At 71.9% G+C, this 22,235-nt stretch carries 25 protein-coding genes; 20 read left to right on the top strand and 5 right to left on the bottom strand.

Annotation, left to right across the window (positions count from 1 at the left end):
• Nucleotides 1–106 precede the first annotated feature (106 nt).
• The 5 genes from OIE75_RS17315 (at nt 107) to ygfZ (ending at nt 3,319) form a co-directional block, all read left to right on the top strand.
• Entirely contained in the window at nt 107–946 is an 840-nt protein-coding gene (locus OIE75_RS17315) for a helix-turn-helix domain-containing protein (protein WP_329471414.1), read from the top strand.
• A complete protein-coding gene (locus OIE75_RS17310) occupies nt 928–1,143 on the top strand; it encodes a DUF397 domain-containing protein (protein ID WP_329471413.1) in 216 nt (71 codons plus the stop codon). Before OIE75_RS17315 ends, OIE75_RS17310 begins: the two co-directional genes overlap by 19 nt.
• A 171-nt stretch (nt 1,144–1,314) precedes the next feature.
• On the top strand, nt 1,315–1,890 hold the full coding sequence (locus OIE75_RS17305; protein WP_122621124.1) for an FABP family protein: 576 nt from the start codon (nt 1,315–1,317) through the stop codon (nt 1,888–1,890).
• Between the two features lie 16 nt (nt 1,891–1,906).
• Nucleotides 1,907–2,344, top strand: coding sequence for a Fur family transcriptional regulator (locus OIE75_RS17300; RefSeq protein WP_307013440.1), 438 nt, complete (start codon nt 1,907–1,909; stop codon nt 2,342–2,344).
• Between the two features lie 9 nt (nt 2,345–2,353).
• The gene (ygfZ, locus tag OIE75_RS17295) at nt 2,354–3,319 is read left to right on the top strand and encodes a CAF17-like 4Fe-4S cluster assembly/insertion protein YgfZ (protein ID WP_307013438.1); all 966 of its coding nucleotides are present in this window, start codon (nt 2,354–2,356) and stop codon (nt 3,317–3,319) included.
• A 10-nt stretch (nt 3,320–3,329) separates the two neighbouring features.
• Here ygfZ and dtd read toward each other — a convergent pair whose 3' ends face one another.
• Complete coding sequence (gene dtd / locus OIE75_RS17290; protein WP_161328490.1) at nt 3,330–3,755, bottom strand: D-aminoacyl-tRNA deacylase; 426 nt, start codon at nt 3,753–3,755, stop codon at nt 3,330–3,332.
• Between the two features lie 169 nt (nt 3,756–3,924).
• On the opposite strand from dtd, the gene OIE75_RS17285 reads away from it, so the two are divergent.
• From OIE75_RS17285 to OIE75_RS17275, 3 genes are all read left to right on the top strand, one after another.
• Nucleotides 3,925–4,545: an RsiG family protein gene (locus OIE75_RS17285; protein ID WP_329471412.1), complete on the top strand. Its 621-nt coding sequence runs from the start codon at nt 3,925–3,927 to the stop codon at nt 4,543–4,545.
• A gap of 88 nt (nt 4,546–4,633) precedes the next feature.
• Nucleotides 4,634–5,635, top strand: a complete 1,002-nt coding sequence (locus OIE75_RS17280) for an asparaginase (protein ID WP_307013435.1) — start codon at nt 4,634–4,636, stop codon at nt 5,633–5,635.
• 73 nt (nt 5,636–5,708) lie between these two features.
• A complete protein-coding gene (locus OIE75_RS17275; RefSeq protein ID WP_307013433.1) occupies nt 5,709–6,965 on the top strand; it encodes a GNAT family N-acetyltransferase in 1,257 nt (418 codons plus the stop codon).
• Nucleotides 6,966–7,143: 178 nt separating this feature from the next.
• Here OIE75_RS17275 and OIE75_RS17270 read toward each other — a convergent pair whose 3' ends face one another.
• On the bottom strand, nt 7,144–7,329 hold the full coding sequence (locus OIE75_RS17270; RefSeq protein WP_003974784.1) for a hypothetical protein: 186 nt from the start codon (nt 7,327–7,329) through the stop codon (nt 7,144–7,146).
• 154 nt (nt 7,330–7,483) lie between these two features.
• On the opposite strand from OIE75_RS17270, the gene OIE75_RS17265 reads away from it, so the two are divergent.
• Nucleotides 7,484–8,395, top strand: coding sequence for a FadR/GntR family transcriptional regulator (locus OIE75_RS17265; protein WP_329471411.1), 912 nt, complete (start codon nt 7,484–7,486; stop codon nt 8,393–8,395).
• Between the two features lie 11 nt (nt 8,396–8,406).
• Here the strand turns inward: OIE75_RS17265 and OIE75_RS17260 are convergent, their stop codons facing one another.
• Entirely contained in the window at nt 8,407–8,595 is a 189-nt protein-coding gene (locus tag OIE75_RS17260; protein ID WP_307013428.1) for a hypothetical protein, read from the bottom strand.
• 161 nt (nt 8,596–8,756) lie between these two features.
• On the opposite strand from OIE75_RS17260, the gene OIE75_RS17255 reads away from it, so the two are divergent.
• From OIE75_RS17255 to OIE75_RS17225, 7 genes are all read left to right on the top strand, one after another.
• Nucleotides 8,757–9,632, top strand: a complete 876-nt coding sequence (locus OIE75_RS17255; RefSeq protein ID WP_307013426.1) for a winged helix-turn-helix domain-containing protein — start codon at nt 8,757–8,759, stop codon at nt 9,630–9,632.
• Nucleotides 9,632–10,441, top strand: a complete 810-nt coding sequence (locus OIE75_RS17250; protein WP_443078368.1) for an HAD family hydrolase — start codon at nt 9,632–9,634, stop codon at nt 10,439–10,441. The genes OIE75_RS17255 and OIE75_RS17250 overlap by 1 nt, the downstream gene beginning before the upstream one ends.
• A gap of 233 nt (nt 10,442–10,674) precedes the next feature.
• On the top strand, nt 10,675–11,586 hold the full coding sequence (locus OIE75_RS17245; RefSeq protein WP_329471410.1) for a winged helix-turn-helix domain-containing protein: 912 nt from the start codon (nt 10,675–10,677) through the stop codon (nt 11,584–11,586).
• Nucleotides 11,587–11,888: 302 nt separating this feature from the next.
• Nucleotides 11,889–13,991 (top strand): phosphotransferase family protein, encoded by a 2,103-nt coding sequence (locus OIE75_RS17240; RefSeq protein WP_329474005.1) that lies wholly within the window; start codon nt 11,889–11,891, stop codon nt 13,989–13,991.
• A 113-nt stretch (nt 13,992–14,104) separates the two neighbouring features.
• Nucleotides 14,105–14,911, top strand: a complete 807-nt coding sequence (locus OIE75_RS17235; RefSeq protein WP_307013421.1) for a hypothetical protein — start codon at nt 14,105–14,107, stop codon at nt 14,909–14,911.
• 35 nt (nt 14,912–14,946) lie between these two features.
• Nucleotides 14,947–15,561 carry a TetR family transcriptional regulator gene (locus OIE75_RS17230; protein ID WP_329471409.1) on the top strand — a complete coding sequence of 205 codons (615 nt, stop codon included), beginning with the start codon at nt 14,947–14,949 and terminating at the stop codon, nt 15,559–15,561.
• A 40-nt stretch (nt 15,562–15,601) separates the two neighbouring features.
• Nucleotides 15,602–17,665, top strand: a complete 2,064-nt coding sequence (locus tag OIE75_RS17225) for a HelD family protein (RefSeq protein WP_329471408.1) — start codon at nt 15,602–15,604, stop codon at nt 17,663–17,665.
• Nucleotides 17,666–17,683: 18 nt separating this feature from the next.
• Here OIE75_RS17225 and OIE75_RS17220 read toward each other — a convergent pair whose 3' ends face one another.
• Complete coding sequence (locus tag OIE75_RS17220; protein WP_329471407.1) at nt 17,684–18,577, bottom strand: NAD(P)-dependent oxidoreductase; 894 nt, start codon at nt 18,575–18,577, stop codon at nt 17,684–17,686.
• Nucleotides 18,578–18,681: 104 nt separating this feature from the next.
• On the opposite strand from OIE75_RS17220, the gene OIE75_RS17215 reads away from it, so the two are divergent.
• From OIE75_RS17215 to OIE75_RS17200, 4 genes are all read left to right on the top strand, one after another.
• Nucleotides 18,682–19,041, top strand: a complete 360-nt coding sequence (locus OIE75_RS17215; RefSeq protein ID WP_307013413.1) for a winged helix-turn-helix transcriptional regulator — start codon at nt 18,682–18,684, stop codon at nt 19,039–19,041.
• Nucleotides 19,042–19,179: 138 nt separating this feature from the next.
• Nucleotides 19,180–19,602, top strand: coding sequence for a helix-turn-helix domain-containing protein (locus tag OIE75_RS17210; RefSeq protein ID WP_307013412.1), 423 nt, complete (start codon nt 19,180–19,182; stop codon nt 19,600–19,602).
• A 25-nt stretch (nt 19,603–19,627) separates the two neighbouring features.
• Nucleotides 19,628–20,239 (top strand): hypothetical protein, encoded by a 612-nt coding sequence (locus OIE75_RS17205; RefSeq protein WP_307013410.1) that lies wholly within the window; start codon nt 19,628–19,630, stop codon nt 20,237–20,239.
• A gap of 112 nt (nt 20,240–20,351) precedes the next feature.
• Nucleotides 20,352–20,687, top strand: coding sequence for a DUF2516 family protein (locus OIE75_RS17200; protein ID WP_307013409.1), 336 nt, complete (start codon nt 20,352–20,354; stop codon nt 20,685–20,687).
• Between the two features lie 49 nt (nt 20,688–20,736).
• Here the strand turns inward: OIE75_RS17200 and OIE75_RS17195 are convergent, their stop codons facing one another.
• Nucleotides 20,737–22,140 carry a PP2C family protein-serine/threonine phosphatase gene (locus OIE75_RS17195; protein WP_307013407.1) on the bottom strand — a complete coding sequence of 468 codons (1,404 nt, stop codon included), beginning with the start codon at nt 22,138–22,140 and terminating at the stop codon, nt 20,737–20,739.
• Nucleotides 22,141–22,235 lie beyond the last annotated feature (95 nt).

The raw sequence follows: 22,235 nt of genomic DNA, 5'->3' as shown, positions 1-22,235 counted from the left end.
GGCAGTACGAGCATGACCCACACCGGGGGTCGCCGAGCCCGGAACGGCCGCTAGTGCCACAAAGGGCGCTCCAAGTTCCACAAATTCCACAGCCGGGAGGGGTGCGGTGCCGCAGCGGAGGGCGATCACGGGTCGCAGTCAGGAGCCGAGGGCGCGGTTCGCGGAGGAGCTGCGGCTGCTCCGCCACGGGCGGGGCATGTCCCTGCGGGGCGTGGCGGAGGCGGTGGGGTGGGACGCGTCCCAGTTCGGAAAGATGGAGAACGGCCACACGCTGGGCGGCCCGGAGATCGTCGAGGCGCTCGACCAGTACTACGGCACGGGCGGGATGCTGCTCACGCTGTGGGAGCTGGCGGTGGCCGATCCGACGCAGTTCAAGGAGCGGTATCGGCGGTACATGGTTTTGGAGGCCGAGGCGGTGAGTATGTGGCAGTACTCGCCGAGCATCGTGCCGGGTCTGCTCCAGACGCCGGGGTACGCGGCGGAGCTGCTGAGCCAAGGCGGACTGGCGGGCGTCGAGCTGGAGAAGCAGGTGCTGGCACGCATGGGACGCCGTGAGCCGCTGCTGGCCGAGGGAGGGCCGCAGTTCCGGGCGCTGCTTTCGGAGACGGTGCTGCGTAGCACGCTGCGAAGTCCGGCCGAGTGGCGTGCGCAATTGGGCCATCTCCTGGCGATGGGCGAGCGCGCGAACATCAGCATTCAGGTGGTCCCCTGTGCGGCGGGGTTGCACGCCCTGACCAATACCGACGCCATGTTCTTGCACCGTTCGGGCCGGATCGTCGCCTGGGTGGAGACGGGCTACTCGGGCGAACTGGTCCAGGAAACAACGGCGGTCGACCAGTTGCAGCTCCGATACGATCGGGTGCGCGATACGGCCCTGTCTCCGGCCGAGTCGCGGGAGTTCATCGAGCGGATGCTGGAGGAAGCGCCATGCGAGCCATCGACCTGAGCGCGATCACTTGGTGCAGGAGCAGCTACAGCAACCAGGACGGCGGCAACTGCGTCGAGGTCGCCCACGGCATCCCCTCCCTCGTCCCCGTCCGGGACAGCAAGGCCCCCACCCTCGGTGCGCTGCTCTTCACCGCGCCCGCGTGGGTCGCCTTCGTGGGTGGAGTCCGACGGGAAGAGCCGGGAGGGGCCGCGTAAGCTGGGCCCCGGCCCTGTCGTATGCCCCCCCGCTCAAGGAGCACCCCGTGGAGATCTTCTTCGAAGCCCTGCTGGTCCTGGTCTGCGTCGGCGTTCTCGCCTTCGCCGGTCTGACCGTGAAGAAGCTGTACCAGGGCCAGCGCTGATCACCGACGCCAGGAAGTACCGCTCATGATCGAGATCCCGTCCGACCTCCACAAGGACCTCGTCCCGCTCGTCTTCCTGCTCGGCGACTGGGCCGGCGCGGGTGTGCACGACTTCCCGGGCGACGAGAAGTGCAACTTCGGGCAGGAGGTCTCCTTCACCCACGACGGCCGGGACTTCCTGGAGTACCGCTCCCACACCTGGGTGCTCGACCAGGACGGCAACAAGGTCCGCCCGCTGGAGTCCGAGTACGGCTTCTGGCGCATCGACGCGAACCGCAGGGTCGAGGCCACGATGACCCGCGACGACGGTGTCATCGAGATCTGGTACGGCGAGCTGGCCGACCAGAAGCCGCAGATCGACCTGGTCACCGACGCGGTGGCCCGCACCGCCGCCTCCCGGCCCTACACCGGCGGCAAGCGGCTGTACGGCTACGTCAAGAGCGACCTGATGTGGGTCGGCGAGAAGCAGACCCCCGAGGTCGAGCTGCGCCCCTACATGTCGGCGCACCTGAAGAAGGTCGTCACCCCGGAGGACGTCGAGCGCTGGGCCAAGGCCCTGCCGGACGACATGCCGGACGACGGGATCGCTTTCTTCAAGTAGTCCTAGACTCATGGGTGTGGTGAGCACCGACTGGAAGAGCGACCTGAGACAGCGCGGCTACCGGCTGACCCCGCAGCGGCAGCTGGTGCTCGAAGCCGTGGACACCCTCGAACACGCGACACCCGACGACATCCTCGGCCAGGTGCGGAAGACGGCGTCGGGTATCAACATCTCCACCGTCTACCGCACGCTGGAGCTGCTGGAGGAGCTGGGGCTGGTCAGCCACGCCCACCTCGGGCACGGCGCGCCGACGTACCACCTCGCCGACCGGCACCACCACATCCACCTGGTCTGCCGGGACTGCACCGAGGTGATCGAGGCCGACGTCTCGGTCGCCGCCGACTTCACCGCGAAGCTCCGCGAGGAGTTCGGCTTCGACACCGACATGAAGCACTTCGCGATCTTCGGCCGGTGCCGCGACTGCTCCCTGAAGGGTTCAACTACCGAGTCGTAGGCTAGGCGTATGAAGAGCCCCCTGCTGTCCCTGCCCGGCGCGGTCCCCGCCGAGGGCGTGGACGAAGGCGTCGCCGCCCATTACGGCGACCTGTTCCGGGAGCAGCGTGCCCTCGCCGACGGCACCGGCTTCGTCGACCTCTCCCACCGCGGTGTCCTCACCGTCACGGGCGACGACCGGCTGGCCTGGCTGCACCTGCTGCTCACCCAGCACGTCAGCGACCTGCCGGCCGGCGAGGCCACCGAAGCGCTGATCCTCTCCGCGAACGGCCACATCGAGCACGCCCTGTACCTCGTCGACGACGGAACGACCACCTGGGCCCACGTGGAACCCGGCAGCCAGGAGGCGCTGATCGCCTACCTGGAGTCGATGAAGTTCTTCTACCGGGTCGAGGTCGCCGACCGCACCGCCGACACCGCGGTCGTGCACCTGCCCGCCGGCTCCATCGCCGAGGTCCCCGCGGGCGTCGCCGTCCGCGAGACGCCGTACGGCCGTGATCTCTTCCTGCCGAGGGAGCGGCTGGAGGCGTTCGCCGACGGGGCCGGTCCCGCGGCCGGGATCCTCGCCCACGAGGCGCTGCGGGTCGAGCAGCACCGGCCCCGGCTGGGTTTCGAGACCGACCACCGGACCATCCCGCACGAGCTGGGCTGGATCGGCACGGCGGTGCACCTCCAGAAGGGCTGCTACCGGGGCCAGGAGACCGTCGCCCGGGTGCAGAACCTCGGCAAGCCGCCGCGCCGCCTGGTCTTCCTGCACCTGGACGGCAGCGAGGTGCACCTGCCGCCGGCCGGGGCGGAGATCCGGCTCGCGGACGACGGGCCCGAGGGCCGCAAGATCGGCTTCGTCACCACGTCCGTACGCCACCACGAACTGGGCCCGGTCGCCCTCGCCCTGGTGAAGCGGAACGTGCCGGTGGACGCCCGGCTGACGGCCGAGGGCACGGCCGCCGCCCAGGAGACGGTCGTGGAACCCTGAGCCTTCGCGCTCAGACCTCCACCAGGACCGTGAACGGGCCGTCGTTCGTCAGCGACACCCGCATCTGCGCGCCGAACCGGCCCGTCGCCACGGTCGCGCCCAGCGAGCGCAGCTGTGCGACGACCTCGTCGACGAGCGGTTCGGCGACGTCGCCGGGCGCCGCCGCGTTCCAGGTGGGGCGGCGTCCCTTGCGGGCGTCGCCGTAAAGGGTGAACTGGCTGATCACCAGGAGCGGTGCGCCGAGGTCGCTGCACGACTTCTCGTCGTGCAGGATCCGCACCGACCAGAGCTTGCGGGCCAGCTGGGCCGCCTTCTCCTTGGTGTCCTCGTGGGTGACGCCGACCAGGACGCACAGCCCCGCGCCGTCGATCGCCCCCACGGTCTCGCCGTCCACGACGACACTCGCGCCGTCCACCCTCTGCACCACTGCACGCATCCCGCCATGATGCCGTGCGCCCCCGGGGCCGGGACGGGCGGGCCCGTACGGGGTCTTTTTTTGCCACCTACCCCCCCATCTGGGGCCGATCATGGGCACTCGGTCACATAGCGGCCATCCGGGGTGGCACGATGCTTCCCAGACGCCGGGCGAGGGGACGGTAGGGCACATGAGCACACCGAGTACGGGACGGTCCCTGGGGACAGTCGCGTTCACATGTCCGGGTGGCCTGGAGGCGCCCCGGCCGCCCGTGCAGCGCACGGACAGCCCGGAGCTGCCGGCCGAGCACCCGGAGCGCGACCTGACCGCGCTGAGCCTGCCGGAGCTGCGCACGCTCCGCCGGGACGCACAGCGCGAGGAGGCGGACCTCAGCTATGTACGCCGGCTGCTGCAGGGGCGTATCGACATCCTCCGCGCCGAGCTGGCGGGGAGGGGGCCGGCGGCCGTGGTGACCACCGCGGTGACCGGTTCCGTGGTGGAGCGGCTGTCGGAGATCCTGGCCGACGCCCCGGCGCGGCACCGCTCCTCCGCCCGGCACGTGACGCTGGGCACCCCGCGGAGCGAGGAGTGCAGCCGGCTGGCCGCGGAGATGCTGGGCGAGGTGGAACTGTCGGACCTGACGGCCCGCACCGACACCGAGCTGACCAACGGGATGGGCCGGCTCGTGCGCTACGAGCAGCGGGTCTCCCGGGACCGGCAGCGGCTGCAGCGCACGGCGGACGGCTGCAGCGCGGAGATCGCACGCCGGTACCGTGAGGGGGAAGCACAAGTCGACGACCTGCTCGTGTGACGCGGGGGGCGGCCATCCGCGCCGCCCGCCGGTCCGGTGATCCCGGGCCGTCGCCGCGGCGGGTCACCCGTCCGGAAGGCCACCGCCGATGCCCGCGTCCCAGCCGTCGCAACCGTCCCAGCCCGCCCCCACCTCCGCCCTCTCGCCCGTCGTGCCGCCCGTCCTCGCCGAGGTCGTCCGGTCCGGCTTCGTCGAGGGGCGGCACCGGGGCAGTCTGGTCGTCCTGGGCGCCGACGGGGCCGTGGAGCTGGCCCTCGGCGAGGTGACGGCGCCGGTCTTCCCGCGCTCCGCCAACAAGCCGATGCAGGCGGCGGGCGTGCTGCGGGCCGGTCTCGACCTCGCGGAGGAGCGGCTGGCGCTGGCCTCCGCGAGCCACTCCGGAGAACCGTTTCACCGCGACCTGGTCCGCAAGATGCTCGCCGAGTACGGCCTCGACCCGGCCCAGCTCCAGTGCCCGCCCGACCTGCCGCTGGACGCCGAGGAGCGGGACACCTACCTCGCCTCGGGCGCGGTGCCCGACCGGGTCACCATGAACTGCTCCGGCAAGCACACCGCGATGCTCGCGGTCTGCGCGCAGCGCGGCTGGCCCCTGGAGACCTACCTCGACCCCGAGCACCCGCTCCAGCGCACCATCCACAGGGTTGTGGAGGACGCGGCGGGCGAGCCGGTCGCCGCCGTCGGCACGGACGGGTGCGGGGCGCCGCTGATGGCGATCAGCCTGGTGGGTCTCGCCCGCGCCTTCCGCTCCTTCGTGGGCGCCGAGCCCGGAACGGCCGAGCGCCGGGTCGCCGACGCGATGCGCGCCCACCCCGAGTACGTCGCCGGCACCCGCCGCGCCGACACCTGGCTGATGCGGGAGGTGCCCGGCAGCCTCTCCAAGATGGGCGCCGAGGCCGTCCAGGCGGTGGCCCTGCCGGGCGGCCGCTCCCTCGCCTTCAAGGTCGAGGACGGCGCGACGCGGGCCCTGGGCCCGGTCCTGGCCCGCGCGCTGGCGCTGCTGGGCGTGGAGGGGGACGTGGTCGACCGCATCGGCCGTACGCCGCTGCTGGGCGGCGGACGCGAGGTGGGGGAGATCCGGGCGGCCTTCTGATGACCTCACCGGCCGCCCCCACCGACCGTAAATCCGCGCGACGCCGGGGCGGTGGCCGACCTACGGTGAGCCCATGACCCGCCGCACCGACATAGACGTACGTCCCATCACCGAGGCCGACTTCACCGACTGGAACCGCGCCCTGAACACCGGTTTCCTGATGCCGCCCGCGGTGGCGGCGGCGCAGGTGGAGGCCCGTCGCGAGCTGTTCGTGCCGGGCCGGTCGCTCGGTGCCTTCGACGAGGGGCGCTGTGTGGCGACCTTCCGGTCCTTCCGCCAGGAGATCACCGCCGTCGGGGGCGCCCTCGTCCAGGCCGACGCGGTCTCCAACGTCACGGTCACCGCGACCCACCGGCGCCGGGGTCTCCTGACCCGCATGATGGCGCAGGACCTGGCGGCGGCGAAGGAGCGCGGGGACGTCGTCGCCACACTGATCGCGGCCGAGTACCCGATCTACGGCCGGTACGGCTTCGGACCCGCCACCACCATGACCGAGTGGGCGGTCGACGTGCCGCGGGCCGGTCTCGACCCGCGCTGGGCGGGCCCGGCGGACGGCGGGCGGATCGACCTGGTGGACGGCGAGGACGTGCGCAAGCTCGGTCCCGGGCTGCACGACCGGGTGCGCCGGTCCCAGCCGGGCGCCGTCAGCCGGCCCGAGCTGTGGTGGCGGACGCGGACCGGTGTCGTCAGCACGGACGGCGCCCCGTGGACCGAGCCCTTCTACGCCGTGTACCGCGCGGCGGACGGCGAGGTCGAGGGCATGGTCTCGTACCGGGCCGACGACCACTGGGGCGACGCCAAGCAGCCGATGGAGACGGCGACCGTCGACTGGCTGCTGGCCGCGACGCCCGCCGCCGAGCGCGCGCTGTGGCACTACCTGTGCTCGATCGACTGGATCACGACGGTGAAGAGCGGCTGGCGGGCCCCCGACGACCTGCTCCCGGACCTCCTGCCGGACCCGCGCGCGGCGAGGGTCGTCACGCAGGCGGACTGGCTGTGGGTGCGGATCCTGGACGTCGTGCGGGCGCTGGAGGCGCGGACGTACGAAGGGCGCGGGTCGGTGGTGCTGGAGACCGTGGACCGGGGAGGGCTGACCGGCGGGCGGTGGCGGCTGGAGGCCGGGCCGGACGGGGCGTCCTGCGCGCCGACCACCGAGAGCGCCCATCTCGTGCTCGACGTGGGCGAGCTGGGGGCGCTGTGGCTGGGCGACGAGTCGGCGGTGCGGCTGGCGGCGCTCGGCCGGGTGCGGGAAGAACGAGCGGGCGCCGCCCGTGTGGTCGACGCCCTGCTGCGTACCTCCAGGCGGCCTTGGTGCCCGGACGTGTTCTGAGGGGCTCTCCCTTCTGCCGGTGACGGTGGACGTGCGCATCCGTAGCGCGTGCTCTTCGGTTGTGGTTGTTGTGCCGCTGTTCGGTTGTGGTTGTTGTTCCGTGGTGCCTTGGTGCCGACTGACTGTCCGGGCTCCCGGCTCCCCTCCGGAAGGGGGCCCGGACAGCAGTACGTCGGTATCAGCCGGACTGGGCGAGCAGCATCACGAGGATCACCGCGCCCACACCGCCGATCATGGTGTTCTTCGCCTTGATGCCGATGGACAGCGCGACGAACGCGATGATGCCCATCGGCCCGTACTTCCATTGCACGAGCTGCTCGAAGCCGATGGCCAGAGCGGCGACGACGATCGCGATGAGCGGCATGGTGGACCCCCTGTTCACCGTGGTGGCCAACCCCCGTAAGGTCCGACCACGTTGCTCAAGTTGGCTGCCAACTTCACTGTACTTATCTCCGCTTGGACGCGTCTCATAACCACCTTTCCGTGAACTGCCTAAAGATGGCGAGAAGTTGTAGTGTTTGGTCGTGGAGCGGGAACATGCCTCCGTCAATGGGCGGAAGAGACCGCAGCGGCCACAGACGACACATCGCGAGGTGGCCGACGAGCTGCGCGCCCGGATCAGGTCCGGTCGGCTGCGGCCGGGCCAGCGCATGCCCACCCAGGCCCAGTTGGCCGACGAGTTCGGCGTGGAGCGCGGCGTCGTACGCCAGGCACTGCGCGTCCTCCAGTCGGAACGTCTGCTCACCAACGTGTCCAAGGGGAGCCCCGCGACCGTCGCGCCCGACCTCCACGGTGCTCCGACCGGCCCTCCGGCGCCGCCGATGCCCACCACCGTCGCCCTCGCGCCCCGGATCGCGGCGGCCTTCGCCGCCCCGCACGTGGAGATCGACGCCCTGTGCCTGACCTCCGTCTCCCTGACCCTCGCCCTCGGTGAATCGCTGCGCCAGATCCACGCGGGGCGACTGAAACCGGCCAAGGTCGACGTCCGCGTCCTGCTGCCGAGCCGCGACATCGACCTGGCCTTCCCGGTGCCGGTGGGCGGCGGCAGGGCCGGCGGCCCGGTGCACGAGCGGTGGCTGGCCATGCGCAACGCCCAGGGCCAGGTGCTCCAGCACAACCTGCTGAGCCTCAGGGCCACGCACGGCATCGACGTGCGGGTCTCCTTCCGCGCGCTGCCCTTCACCCCGCCGGTGAAGCTCTACCTGCTCAACGGCGAGGAGGCGCTCTTCGCGTACTACACGCTCAGCCGGCGCGAGCAGGAGATCGGTCACGAGCAGCTGGAGATGTACGACGCGGAGGGTGTCCGCTCGACGCTGTTCGCCTTCGACCAGCGCGGTGGCCTGCGCGACGGTGTGTTCGTGAAGCAGTCCCGGCTGTGGTTCGACGCGCTGTGGGGGACGATCAGCTCGGAGCTGACGCTCACGGGCTGACCGCCCCCCGGTCACAGCGCGGGACCCGCGACCAGGAGGGCCAGCAGGACCGCGCCGGCGGAGCTGACGGACGGGCTCTTGGCCTTGATGCCAATGGTGAGCATGAGCAGTCCGACGATCCCGGTGGCGCCGTACCGCCACTGGACGAACTGCTCGAAGCTGATGACGAAGACCGTGGAGACCAGGGCGAGGACAGGCATGGTGTTTCTCCCCCCTTCGGGAAGTCCGGCACGTTCTGGAAGTCAAACTTCCGCCAACTAGGGTAAGTTGGCAACCAACTCTGACTATGTTGTCCCCACTTGGCGACTACCTATAAACAAGTTTCAAACAACTCCCCGTAGGTAGGTCGGAGTTGTAGCGTTTGGTCGTGACTCAGGAGAACGTGTCCGTGAACGGCAGCAGAAGACTCTCGGCCCAGGAGATCGCCGACGTCCTGCGGGAGCGGATCCGCGGGGGAGACCTCAAGGCGGGCGACCGCCTGCCCACCCAGGCCGAGCTGGCCGACGAGTTCGGTGTGGAGCGCGGCACGGTGCGCCAGGCCCTGCGCGCCCTCCAGGAGGACGGTCTCCTCACCAACGTCAGCAAGGGCAGCCCGCCGCGCATCGCCGAACCCGCCACCTCCCGGGGCGAGCCCCAGCCGACGATGGTCTCGCTCGGGCCGCGGCTGGCGGCGGCGTTCGCGGCACCGCGCGTGCGCGTCGACGTCGTGTGCCACACCTCGGAGACGCTGATGCTGGCCCTCAGCGAGCCGCTCCGCCTGATCCACGAGGGCCGCATCCGGCCCGAGGCCATCGACTTCCGCGTCCTGATGCCCTCGCGCGACATCGAGCTGGCCTTCCCCGTCCTGGTGGAGGACGAGGAGGACGACCCGGTCCACCAGCGCTGGCTCCAGATGCGCAACGCCCAGGCCCGGGTGCTCCAGCACAACCTGCACGCCGTGCGCTCCACCCACCGCGTCGACGTGCACATCGCCTTCCGCGCCCTGCCGTTCACCCCGCCGATGAAGCTCTACCTGCTCAACGGCGAGGAGGCGCTCCTCGGCTACTACATGCTGACCCGGCGCGAGGAGGAGTACGAGAGCCGGACGCTGGAGATGTACGACGCCCTCGGCTCCCAGTCGCTGCTCTTCTCCTTCCTGAAGCGGGCGGGTCATCGGGACGCCGTGTTCGTGGAGGAATCACAGAAGTGGTTCGACGCCCTCTGGGAAACCATCACCACTGACATGACACTCTCCTAGTGACTCCTGATACGGACCAGACGGACCAGACGGATCAGATGGACCGGGCGGACCGGGCGGACCAGGCGGGCCCCGCGGAACCGGTGACCGAGGGGACCGGCGGCCTGGGGGACCTGGTCGGGGGTGCCCGCGTCGTCCTGTGGGACTTCGACGGACCCATCTGCAGGCTGTTCGCGGGCTACTCCGCCGACCGGGTGGCGGGCGAACTGGTGGACTGGCTGGAACGGCTGGGCCTCAAGGGGATGCTGACCCAGGAGGAGCAGGTCCACCCCGACCCGCACGTCCTGCTGGGCGCGGTCAACCGCCGGCGCCACGACAGCGACCTGGTCGCCGACTTCGAGGAGCGGCTGACCCGGGAGGAGCTGCGCGCCGTACCCACCGCGTGGCCGACCGCGTACGCGGACCCGCTGATCCGCACCTGGTCGGCGCTCGGGGTCGGGCTGGCGGTGACGACCAACAACTCCCCCCGCGTGGTGGGCGAGTACCTCGCCACGCGCGGTCTGCTGGACTGCTTCGCCCCGCACATCTACGGCCGCACCCAGGATCTGCACCTGCTCAAGCCCGACCCCTACTGCCTCAACCGCGCCCTCAGCGCCATGGGGGTGGCCCCCGCGCAGGCGCTGATGGTCGGCGACACCACCTCCGACCTCACGGCCGCCCAACGGGCCGGGGTGCCGTTCCTGGGCTACGCGCGCAACGAGGAGAAGGCGAAGGCCCTCAGGCAGGCGGGCGCGGAGACGGTCGTCGACTCCCTGCAGCCGGTCCTGCGGCTGCTGTGGAAGGACGCGGCGGGGCGGGTGCACGCGTGAGACGCAGTCGCTGCGGTCGCCGGCCACGGACACCTCCTGCGTCAACTGGGCTTCTTGGCTGCTTAATTGGACGGTTTCTCTCCCCAGGTTGGTCCCCTTGTTGGCTGATCGACTAACGGAAACCGGCGATTAATCAGTCCAACTGGCCGAAGGTTGACTGCCTGTTGTCTCCTTCGCGGACCGATGTGACGGAAAGCGGTTTGCGTGTCGGTGCCCGGCGGTACGGTCGCTGCATGAGCGCGGAACGCGGTGAGGGAGGCGGCAAGGAGTTCGAGCGCGTCCTGGAGGCGCTGCGCGAGCAACTGGCCGACGGCACCTACGGACTGCACGCGACCCTCCCCGCCCAGCGTGAGCTGGCCGGTGAGTTCGGCGTCTCGCGCGACACCGTGCAGCGGGTGCTCGGCGAGCTGAAGGCGGAGGGCTGGGTCGAGTCCCGGCAGGGCAGCGGGACCCGGGTGATCAAGCTCCCCATCCACGCGGCGGTCCGCCCGAAGGCGGAGCCGGCACCGGTACGGGTCTCGCTCGGTCCGTTCGTCGCACGCGCCTTCGACCGGCCGGACGTGCGGCTCGACGTGTTCACCCTGACCTCGGAGAGCCTGGACGCGCACATCCGGCTCCAGGCGGAGCGGATCCGGACGGGGGAGATCGAGCCCGACGGCATCACCCTGCGCATGCTGCTGCCCTCGGAGGGGCTGGAGCTGCCGTATCCGCGCCCCAGGACGGCCCCGGACGCCACCGGTCGCGAGGACTCCGCTCAGCGGCTGCGGGAGCGCTTGCAGCACCGCCTTCGCGGCATCACCGAGCGCCACACGGCTTCGCTGCTCGCGGCCCTGCACGACCTGAGGACCGAAGGGCTGGTGCCGTCCGTGGACGTGGAGGTCCGGCACGTGCCGCTGGTGCCCGCCTTCAAGCTCTACCTGCGCCCGGAGGCGGAGGCCCTCCACGGGCCGTACCAGGTCGTGGAGAGGACGATCCTGCTGGACGACGGCACCGAGGTCGAGGCACTGGACGTCCTGGGCCTGGGCTCGGTGCTGACCCGGCACGTGCACGACGAGGGGGACGCGGGCTCGGCGGGCTCGCTGTTCGTGCAGAGCATGCAGGCCTGGTTCGACTCGTGCTGGGAACTGCTGGCCGACCCGGTCTGACCGGCGGACTGTCCATTGGGAGCAGTGGTTCGCCCGTTCCGGTCACCCGGGTTGCCCCTGGGGGTCCCGAATACTGGAGTACTCACAGCGGACCGTGGGACGTGGCTGTACTGTGTGGCCACTTTCTTCGTCGCAGCGAAGATCTGGCGCGTGGCACGTCCCTCCTGGAGCACTCTGTGAGTCGTCCCTCCCCGCTTGGCAATCCGGCGCTGGAGCGGGCGGCGGACGACGCGTTCGACCGGTTCCTGGCCTCGGCGACGGCGCTCGGGAAGTTCGGCCGGGGGCACCACAACCTGAACTACATGGTGCGGCCGCTGACCGACGGGGACTCCAGGCTGGTCGCCGCCGAGCGCGGCGCGCGGGTCACCGTACGCAAGCGCATCCCCTCGGCGCTGCCGGTGGTGATCCGCACCTGGCAGGACGAGGCCGACCTGCTCAACCGGATCTGGGGGGTGCTGCACAACGTTCCGCGCTGCCTGGCCAAGCACCGCGACGTCGTCGTCCTCAGCTATGTCGAGGGCGTGCCCCTGTCGAGCATCTGCCCCAACGACACGCCGGTCGACTACGACCTGATCGTCGCGCTGGCCGGGCTGCTGGCGGACATGACGCAGGTGCGCCGGCAGCACCTGCCGCCGCTGCCCGCGTACTGGCCGCGGTCGAGCCGGGACGGCGGGGCCTTCCTGAGGGCGCTGGCGTTCGCGGCGGACGAGCAGATCAGGCGGCGCAACCGGGCCGACTTCGGGGGCCTGTTCGCCATGCTGGGCATTCCGGAGGACGCCCTGGTCCGGTTCGCCGAGCGGGTGCCCACGCTGGTCAGCCGGCCGTTCAGCCTGGTCCACACGGACCTGCACCGCGACAACGTGATCGTCTCCTACGCCGGGGACCCGCCGCTGATCTGCGTCGACTGGGAGCTGGCCAGCTACGGCGACCCCCTGCACGACCTCGCCACGCACCTGGTGCGGATGCGCTACCCCGACCACCAGTGGCCGGAGGTCGTCGAGGCCTGGCGCAAGGTGATGGGGGAGCGGCGGGGCAAGGCGGTCAACGGCCTGGACCGGGACCTGAGGCACTACGTCGCCTTCGAGCGGGCCCAGTCGGTCTATCCGGACGTCATGCGGGCGGCGAAGTCGCTGGGGGACTCCTTCGACCAGCGGGACCTGGACGCCGCGACCCGGGCGGTGCGCAGGGCGCTGCTGGCGGCCGAAGAACCGTTGCGCCTCAAGAGCGTGCCGGACGAGCCGGCCATCGAGCGCATCCTCTACCGGTGGCACGAGTCCCGGGGGGTGCGGTCCAGCCGCGAACGGAAGCTGTCCCAGATCGTGTGGCAGCGCGATTCGAGGCTCCCGGTCCGCAGCGACTTCCCGCTGTGGGCCGTCAACCGGGCCCTGCTGGAGGAGGGCGCCGCCTCCGCCGACCGGGTGTTCAAGGGCACGGCGCATCTGAACACGGCCGTGGACGTCGAGGGCATCGACTTCCCGGTCGTGGTGCGCCGCAAGGTGGGCGCCGCGGACTCCCGGGAGCGCAGGTTCCTCAGCGAACACGCCGTCCTGAGGGAGATCGAGAATTCCGGGGCCCGCGTCAAGGCTCCGCGCGTGCTGGCCCTGGGCAGGAGCGGGCTGCGGGAACCGTTCACCATCCACTCCTACGAGGGACCGGCGAACGGCTTCGCCCCGCCCGAACATCCGGCGCACGGGCTGCGGCCGTACGAGGCGGACGATCTCGTGGACCAGCTGGGCGAGCTGACCCGGGTGGGATGCGGGCGGCTGGACCCGCTGAAGGGGGCCGCCTTCTACCCGTGGCTGCGCAGCGAGCTGGTCCGCCTGGTGAGCGAGCTGCCCAAGGCCACGATGGAACTCGCCCGCGAACTGGGTCTGCCGGACAACGTGCGGCTCGCCGAGATCCTCGCCCGCCACACCCTGAGCCGACGGCGACCCGTGCTGCTGCACGGCGATCTGAACCCGTGGAACCTGGTGCGCCGCCCGGACGGTGGCGGCCTGACGCTCATCGACTGGGAGATGGCGATGGTGGGCGATCCCCTGTACGACCTCGTCCGCCACATGCACCTCACGCCCACCCGGCCGGAGATCCGCGACCGGATGTTCCGGCGCTGGGAGCGCCTGCTCCCGCCCGACTGCACCCACCACTGGCGGGACGACTGGCGGGTGTACCGGTGGATCGAGACCGTCCGGTCCGCCTACGTCGACCTCGATCGTCTGGTGACCGGCGTGAGTCTGGGCGCCCCGAACGTCAAACGCGCCGTCCAGACCTACGCCATGACCCTCGCCGCGGCCACCGCGGCCCTGGGCCTGCCGGACAAGTCCATGGCCAATCCCTACCTTGCCCGCGCGTTGCCCCTCGGCGACCATGGGGGGTCACGAGCGGCCAGGTTCCCGGCGGACGTCTGAGCCGCTCCCGACGCGACGGCGGGGGGCCGCGTATGTCCGGCAGGTCGGGCGGGACGGATTCCGAGGGAATGGCGCAGCGTTTCCGGCGTCTTCAGGCCCGTTACGAGCCGACGGTGACACGAACCCTGCTCCTCGGCCTCTTCGTCGTCGGTGTCAGCGCCCAGTTGGTCAAGCCGATCGGCGACGCCCTGGAGGACAAGGCCTTCCTGGGAGGCGCGCTGCTCAGCCTGGTGGGCTACGTGCTGTACGAGTCGGTGAAGGACCTGGCGTCGTCGCTGCGGCTGCCCGCGCGTGCGCAGGTCGAGTCCCGGGAGCTGGGCACGTTCGTGAGCGAGGCCTTCGGGGCCCGCACCGTGGAGATCGGCTTTCTCGGGTACACCGGGGAGACCCTGTACAACGAGCTCTACCACCGCCTGGAAGGGCTGCTGGAGGACCCCGGCCCGATCCGGCACGTGAACGTGCGGTTCCTCATCCCAGACTTCGGGCGGCCCATGACCGTCCCGTCGAGGGTCGGCGAGGGCGGCAGGCCGGTGGACGACCCGGACTTCCGCAAGCGGCTCGAGGAGAAGTGCCGGGAGTACGACGAGACGCTCTCGGTCATGGCGGAGCGACTGACCCTGCTCGGCAGGGTGACGGCTCACTGCGAGTACCGTCTGCATCCCGGCATACCCACGGACAAGGTCTGCGTCTTCAACCGGGAGCTTGTCCTGCACGGGCTGTACGACGTGACCGCGCGGACCGTCCTGCGCAGCACCGATCCGGAGTACTACGACCCCAAGGGCTACCGCACCGACCTCACGGTCTGGTCCCAGGAGGGCGGCGACGACGCCAAGGCCGCCCTGGCCACCTGGAACCGGCACTTCGACAGCCTGTGGGGCCTGGCGGCGACACCTCCCTGGCGTGCGGCGGCCGCCGCGTGAGCGGGCCGGCGGCGCCTCCGGCGTAGGGTCGTCGCATGGTGGAGAGCGGGCTGCGGGAGCGGAAGAGGCAGCGGACGTTGCAGGTGTTGTCGGACGTCGCCGTCGGGCTCTTCCTGGAGAAGGGGTTCGACGCGGTGTCCGTCGCGGAGGTGGCCGCCGCGGCCGAGGTGTCCAAGCCGACGCTCTTCCGGTACTTCCCGGCGAAGGAGGACCTCGTCCTGCACCGCATCGCCGACCACGAGGACGAGGCGGCGCGGGTCGCGGGGCAGGGGCCGGATCCGCTCGACGCGCTGCGGCGGCACTTCCTGGCGGGCCTGGAGCAGGGTGATCCGGTGACCGGGCTCAACGACCATCCCGCGGTACTGGACTTCCACCGGCTGCTGTACGGCACGCCCGCCCTCGTCGCCCGGATGCACACGCAGCTCGAACGGTCCGAGGCCGCGCTCGCGCGGGTGCTCGGCGGTGATCTGGAGGCCCGGCTGGCCGCCGGTCAGATCATCGCCGTACAGCGGATCCTCGCGCTGGAGAACTGGCGGCGGATCGCGGCCGGGGAGCGGGTGGCGGACGTGCGGCCGGACGCGGTGGCGGCGGCGGAGCGGGCGTTCGGGGGGCTGGCGGCCGGGCTGCCGGGATTGGCCATTACTCGGTAAGAAATGTAACTCGGTCACGTCATCCGGTACGGTTGCTGGAATGACGTCGACCGAACCCGCCCTCCAGCACGCCCTCGCCCTCGAACGCGCCCGCCACGAGCGCTGCCGGGACGTCCTCGCCGCCATGATCGACGGGGCCCGGGAGCACGTCGTCACCGGCGAGGACGTCTCCGCCTCCGGTGCCGACGCCGAGGTGCTGGGGTACCGGCTGCGCAGCCGGGCCAAGGAACTGCGCGAGCTGCCCGAGGGCCCGCTGTTCTTCGGGCGGCTGGACTTCGCGGAGGCGGAAGAAGTGGCGGAGGCGTCGGAGGCCGAGGCGCGGGTGCTGCATCTGGGGCGGCTGCGGATCGGTGAGCATCCCGCCTCCCCGCCCCTCGTCGTCGACTGGCGCGCCCCCGTCTCCCGCGCCTTCTACCAGGCCACCGCCCGTGACCCCCGGGGCGTCGCCGTCCGCCGCCGTTTCGGCTGGGCGCCCGGCAGTCGCGGGGACTCGGCCGACCTCACCGGGCTGGAGGACGAGCACCTCGGCCGGGGCGAGTCCCGGGCCAGTGTCCTCGTCGCCCGGGAGATCGAGCGGCCCCGCGTCGGGCCCATGCGGGACATCGCTGCCACCATCCAGCCCGAGCAGGACGACCTCGTCCGGGCCGGCCTCACCACCACCGTCTGCGTCCAGGGCGCCCCGGGCACCGGCAAGACCGCCGTCGGCCTGCACCGGGCCGCGTACCTGCTCTACACCCACCCGCAGCGCATCCGGCGCGGCGGCATGCTGATCCTCGGACCCAACCCCACCTTCCTCTCCTACATCGCCGAGGTGCTCCCCGCCCTCGGTGAGACCGGCGTACGGCAGTCCACCCTCCTGGCGGAGATCGCCCGGCACCCGGTCACCGGCACCGACGGCGAGCGGACCGCCGCCGTCAAGCACGACGCCCGGACGGCGGAGGTGCTGCGCCGCGCCCTGTACGCGCGCGTGGCGCCCGAGGCGGCCGGCGACCTCGTCGTGCCGGACGGGTCCTACCGCTGGCGCGTCCCGGCCGACGCGCTGGCCCGGATCGTCGCGGACGTGCGCCAGGAGGAGCCGCCGTACACCGTGGGGCGCGAGCGGGTGCGGACCCGGATCGTGCGGTACGTCCAGGAGCAGGCCGAACGGCGCGCCGGACCCCGCCCGCACGCCTGGGTGCGCCGCGTCGAACGGGCCCGGCCGGTCGGCGCCCACCTCGACGCGGTGTGGCCCCGGGTGCGTCCGGAGGAGGTCGTCGCACGGCTGCTCGGCGACCCCGGCGCGCTGGCGCGGGCCGCCGAAGGGCTGCTGGACGACGACGAGCGGCGGGCGCTGCTGTGGCCCACGGGGGCGCCGCGGTCGTGGAGGTCGGCGCGCTGGTCCGCCGCCGACCTGGTCCTCCTCGACGAGGTGGCCGGACTCCTCGAACATCCCGAGGGCTACGGTCACGTCGTCGTCGACGAGGCGCAGGACCTCTCCCCGATGGAGTGCCGGGCGATCGCCCGTCGCTGCGCCTTCGGCTCGCTCACCGTCCTCGGCGACCTCGCCCAGGGGACCACGCCGTGGGCCGCGCGGTCCTGGGCCGCGACCCTCGCCCACCTGGGCCGGCCGGACGCCGCCGTGGTGCCGCTGACCACGGGGTTCCGGGTGCCCCGGGAGATCGTGGGCCTCGCCAACCGGCTGCTGGCGCGGCTGGACGTGGACGTACCGCCGGCCCGCTCGCTGCGCGGAGACGGCGAGCTGTGCGTGCGCGAGGTGGCGCCCGGTGCGGTGCCGGGGGCGGTCGTGGACGCCGTACGGCATGCGCTCACCCGGGAGGGCTCGGTGGGTGTCGTCGCCGCCGACGCGGACGTGCCCCGCCTGCGGGAGGTCCTGGACGCGGCCGGGATCGAAACGGCCGGCCCGGAGGTGCCCGGCGCCCGGGGGGCCCTGCTGCCCGCGAGCGTCGTCAAGGGCCTGGAGTACGACCACGTCGTCGCCGTCGAACCGGCCGCGATCGCGGCGGCGGAGGGCTCCTCGGGGCGGGGCCTGCACCGCCTCTACGTGGTGCTCACCCGCGCGGTGTCCCGGCTGGACGTGGTGCACGGGCGGCCCCTGCCGTTCTGAACCCCCGGGGTGCGGGAGTCAGCGCCGGGTGATCACGTCCGCGACCCGGGTGTACCCGTCCGTGCCGTGCCCGAGCGCGACGACCCGCCGGGCCTGCCCCTCGATGACGCGCATCAGGCTCGCGTCGATGCCGTGCGCCTCGGAGGCGTGGACGATGTGCGCCATGGTCGACACGGCCGAGGTGATGGGGTTCAGCTCGCCCGAGTACGTACCGGCGTCGGTGTCGGCGGCGAACTCGGTGAACAGCGGCGGCAGGATCGCGGCGATGCCCTGCGCGAAGGGGGCGAGTTCGGCGCCGGTGACACCCTCCGCCCGGGCCACCGCGAGCGCGTGCGCGTAACCCGCCATCGCCGTCCAGAAGATGTCGAGCAGGGCGACGTCGTAGGCCGCGGCCCGCCCGGCGTCCTCGCCCAGGTGGGTGTGGCTGCCGCCGAGCGCGGCCAGCACGGGCCGGTGCTCCCGGTACAGCTCCTCGGTGCCGCTGTACAGGAACACCGCGTCGTCCGTGCCGATGGTCGGGGTCGGTGTCATGATCGCGCCGTCCAGGTAGCGGACGCCGTGCCGCCCGGCCCACTCGGCCGTGTCCCGGGCGCGCTCGGGGGTGTCGGCGCTCAGGTTCACCACCGTGCGGCCCTTGAGCGCGGCGGCGACGGGCTCCTGGCGCATTACGGCGTCCGAGGCGTCGTAGTTCACCACGCAGACGACGGTCAGCGGCGATGCGGCGACCGCCTCCTCGGCCGACGCCGCCACGGCCGCGCCGCGGGCGGCGAGGTCGCCGTCCCGGCCCGGGGTGCGGTTCCAGACGGTGGTGCGCAGCCCGGCGTCCAGGAACGCGCCGGCCAGCGCCCGGCCCATGGGACCGAGCCCGAGAACGGTGACGGCGGCGGCAGACTGGTCGGTGTGCATGGTCATTGGATGAACTCCCTTAATGTAATGAGAAATTGGTGTACGTGAGGGTCGTGCCGCACGTGCCGCCGCGGCGGTTGACGGCCGAAGGGTGACGGAAGGGGTACGGCATGGCGCACCGGCGTCAGGACGCGAACGCCTGCGGAGTGGCCGCCGCGATCGCCGTGATCGAGGGCAGGTGGAAGACCACACTGCTGTGGCTGCTGGAGTCCGGCCCGCGCCGTCCGGCCGAACTGCGGCGGCTGGTGCCCGGCCTCAGTGAGAAGGTGCTGACCCAGGCGCTGCGCGAGATGGAGGCGGACGGGCTCGTGGACCGGCGGGTGTACGACGTGCTTCCGCTGAAGACCGAGTACTCCCTCACCGAGTTCGGCCGTGATCTCGCCGAGGCTCTCTCTCCTCTCTCCGACTGGGGCTACCGGCGCATGGCCAGGCAGTCCGGGCCGGACGCCGCCGCCCGCGCGACCTCCTGACGTCCACCCGCCTCATCAGCTTCGGCGGGGTGGGCGCCGCTGCCAAGTACGCACAAAAAAGTGGGTGCGTGGGCCGAATGGCGCACTATTGCAAGCAGCTTGCTTGCAATAGTTAGCACGGTCGGGCATGGTGGAGGCATGGCCTCGCTCAACGTCGGCAATCTCGGTGAGTACCTGCGCGAGCAGCGGCGCAACGCGCAGCTGTCGTTGCGGCAGCTCGCCGATGCCGCGGGCGTGTCCAACCCGTACCTGAGTCAGATCGAGCGCGGGCTGCGCAAGCCGAGCGCGGAGGTGCTCCAGCAGGTCGCCAAGGCGCTGCGGATCTCCGCCGAGACGCTGTACGTCCGCGCGGGGATCCTCGACGCCGAGCGGGACCGGGACGACGTGGAGACGCGCGCGGTCATCCTCGCCGACCCCTCGTTGAACGAGGGACAGAAGCAGGTCCTGCTCCAGGTCTACGAGTCGTTCCGCAGGGAGAACGGGTTCGGGACCGATGCGGACGGCGACGGCTCCGTCATACCGGGCCCGCCGACCGCGAAAGCACCACAAAACCCTCAGTAACACGTCATTCCGGAGGACCAGCACCATGGCCATCACCGACGACCTGCGCAAGACCCTCAGCGACCCCACCCCGCTCTACTTCGCCGCGGGCACCGCCGACCTGGCCTTCCAGCAGGCCAAGAAGGTGCCGGTGCTGGTGGAGCAGCTGCGCACCGAGGCGCCGGCGCGTATCGACGCCGTGCGCAACACCGACCCGAAGGCCGTCCAGGAGAAGGCGACCGCCCGCGTCAAGGAGACCCAGGGCACCCTGCAGGCCAAGGCCAACGAGCTGTTCGGCTCCCTCGACGCCGACTTCAAGAAGCTCGGCGAGACCGCCCAGGACCTCGCGCTGCGCTCGGTCGGCGTGGCCGCCGAGTACGCCGTCAAGGCCCGCGAGACCTACGAGAAGGTCGCCGAGCGCGGCGAGCACGCGGTGCGCACCTGGCGCGGCCAGGCCGCCGAGGGCATCGAGGACATCGCCGAGGACGTGGAGGAGCTGGCCGTCGCCGTCGAGCCGGCGAAGCCCAAGCCCGCCCCGTCCGAGCCCGTCCGCCTCACGGACGACAAGGCCGCCGCGGCGAAGAAGACCCCGGCTCCGCGCAAGGCCCCGGCCAAGAAGAGCCCCGCCGCCAAGAAGACGACCCCGCCCGCCAAGTAGGCGGCGGAGCGGTCACTGGGAGCGGGCCGGGCACCCTTGGGGTGTCCGGCCCGTTCTCCGGGTACGGTGACCGCGTAATGACGACCCGAGTCTGGTGGTGGACGTTGTGCTGATGCAGGGTTTCGCAGGCTTCATGTGGCTGCTGAGCATCGCCCTGATCCTTTTCAGCGGCTTCGCTTTGATCGACGCCGCCACGCGCCGCGAGGACGCCTACCGCGCGGCCGACAAGAAGACCAAGCCCTTCTGGCTGATCATCCTCGCGCTCGCCTTCGTGGTGAACCTGATCTTCAACATCCTGTCGTTCCTGCCGATCATCGGCCTCATCGCGACCATCGTGTACATGGTCGACGTGCGGCCCGCGCTGCGCGGACTGCCGGGCGGCGGCCGCAGCACCCGCCGCGGCTCCAGCAGTGACGGCCCCTACGGCCCGTACAACGGCGGCCGCTGACGGGCCTGACCGGCCCCCGCGCGGCGCGCGGTCACCGGGACCGGGCGGCTCAGGCCGTCCGGTCCAGCAGGACCACCGCCAGGTCGTCCGCCAGCTCGCCGCCGTTCAGCTCGCGGACCTCGTTCACGGTCGCCCGCAGCAACTGCTCGCCCTGCAGCCCCTCGGCGAACTGGCGGCGGACCATCTCCACCATGCCGTCCTGGCCCAGCCGCTCCCGGCCCTCGCCGATGTGGCCCTCGATCAGGCCGTCGGTGTAGAGCATCAGGCTCCACTCGGCACCCAGCTCCACCTGCATGCGCGGCCAGCGGGCGCCCGGCAGCAGACCCAGCGCCGGGCCGTTGTTGTCGTACGGCAGGAGCCGTGCGGGCCTGCCCGGGGCGGCGACCAGCGGAGCCGGGTGCCCGGCCAGGCACAGGCCGGCCCGGCGGCCGTCCGGGGAGATGTCCACCGCGCACAGCGTCGCGAAGATCTCGTCGTCGGCGCGCTCGTGCTCCAGCACCTGCTGGAGGGTGCCGAGCAGTTCGTCGCCGCAGAGCCCCGCCAGCGTCAGCGCACGCCACGCGATCCGCAGCTCCACGCCGAGCGCCGCCTCGTCCGGGCCGTGCCCGCAGACGTCACCGATCATGGCGTGCACGGTGCCGTCGGGGGTGCGCACGACGTCGTAGAAGTCACCGCCGAGCAGCGCCCGGGAACGGCCCGGGCGGTAGCGGGCGGCGAAACGCAGCGAGGAGCCCGCGAGCAGCGGGGTCGGCAGCAGGCCGCGCTCGAGACGGCGGTTCTCCTGCGCCCGCAGCCGGCCCTCGGCCAGGCGCCGCTCCGCGAAGTCGGAACGCTTGCGCTCCACGGCGTACCGGATCGCCCGGCTCAGCAGACGGCCGTCCAGCTCGTCGCGGAACAGGTAGTCCTGGGCGCCGACCGCCACGGCCTCCGCGCCGCGCTCGGCGTCGCTGGAGGAGGTGAGCGCGAGCACGGCGTGCCGGGGCGCCAGCTCCAGCACGTGCCTGAGCACCGCCAGCTCGTCGTGGCCCTCCCCGCTCCCGTCGCCGTCGGCGTCCGCGTTGGCGCGGGCCGGGGCGGGAGCCGACAGGGCGAGGTCCAGCAGGATGCAGTGGACGTCGTCGGTCAGCAGCCGCGCGGCCTCGGTGAGGTTGCGGGCGGTGCGGACGCGGATCGGCTTGCCGGTCTGGTCGATCAGGTCGGGCACGAGCGGCGAGCCGGCCGGATCGTCCTCGATCAGCAGCAGCGTCAGGTTCGTGGGGATGGTGCTCCCACGGCGGCTGGTGGGGCTCTCGCTCTTCTCCGTCGTGTTCTCTCGCTGACTGGTGAGGTTGTCGGCCGGGTTCGTCCCGGGCGGGGCCTGTTCCTTGGAAGGGCCGCTGTCCGGGGACGCGGCGGGCGCCTGACCACACTCCACGGCCGGGATCGCCCTCTGCCGCGGTACGGGTACGGGCATTGTCTTGGTTTCCTTCCCTCCCCCCGAGGGCATGGCGGGGCGAGGGACCTCGACCCACCGACGGGGACCATAACGGGTGACGGCGCCGCTGCGGA

This window comes from Streptomyces sp. NBC_01723, assembly GCF_036246005.1.
GTDB lineage: Bacteria > Actinomycetota > Actinomycetes > Streptomycetales > Streptomycetaceae > Streptomyces.
This window is presented reverse-complemented; position numbering and strand designations above follow the sequence as displayed.